The 1,148-nt window shown below is 47.1% G+C and carries 1 protein-coding gene; it reads right to left on the bottom strand.

Annotated features, from left to right (window positions below; all coding sequences use genetic code 11):
* A partial coding sequence (locus tag R7Q48_RS24545; RefSeq protein ID WP_318132711.1) for a heavy metal sensor histidine kinase occupies window positions 1-1,148 on the bottom strand: 1,148 nt, incomplete at both ends.

Genomic DNA, 1,148 nt, shown 5'->3' on the forward strand with positions numbered 1-1,148 from the left:
TAATCGACAAACCTAGCCCTGCACCTACGCTACCGACATGTTGGCGAGATTTATCTGCGCGATAAAACCGGTCGAAAAGGTACGGTAAGTTTTGCTCGGCAATGGTATCACCTTGGTTGCTGACCGATATCGTCACCTGTTCATCAACCGCTTGAACGTCAATCACAATGGTTGAATCAGCATACGCATGACGAATCGCGTTGGAGAGCAAATTGCCCACCGCACGCTCAAACATGTTTTTGTCCATATAGAGCTGACCGTCGCCTGAACTCACGATTCGCACCTCGGCATCTTCGGCCAATATTTCAAAATACGCGACCAAGCGGTCAATTTCCTCCTGCACCGCAAACACTTCGTCATGGCGATGAATGAGCTTGTTTTCAGCCTTGGCAATGTAGAGCAAATCGTTGATGGTTTTCGTGATGCGGTTGAGTTCTTCCAACGTTGAGGCAATCGCATCCTGATACTCTTCAGACGTTCGACACGCACCTAAAATGACCTGATTTTGTGTAGTAATGTTGGTGAGTGGCGTTTTTAACTCATGTGCTATATCAGAAGAAAACTCGCTCAAGCGGCGAAAACCAGTTTGCAACCTATCGAGCATCGCGTTGTGTTTGTTGGCTAACTCGCGCAGTTCTATTGGCAACGAATCGGGGTCGAGACGAATGCCCATTTGCTCTGGTGATATCTGTTGAATGTGCTGATTCAATCCCACAATCGGCTTCAACCCACGTTTTACCATCCAACCGCTCAACGCGGAAGAAATCACAAACGCCAAACCGAGCGCCCAAAACAAAATCCAGTCGAGTTTATCCAAAAACAAAATATGGTGATTGATACTCATACCGAGCACCACCTGATACTCCCCAGCTTGAAACGCAAACGCGCGAACATTCAGCGAGTCCTCACTCCATTCGATGGCGCGCTCGTGATTTAAAACTTGAGGTGAGCTAATGCTGTAGGCTCGGTTCTGAGGAATCGTCAGGCTCGAATTCTGATACACGTTCTGCTTACCTTCAAACACCCATATGTAGAGCGTGCTGTTATTCGCTTGCTTGAACACGTCCTCTGGCGAACGTATTAATTCTTTCTCAATGGCATTGAACTTACTGGAAATATAGCTGAAATCTTGCGAATAAAAGTGGCGC

The organism is Vibrio sp. 378 (genome assembly GCF_033339435.1).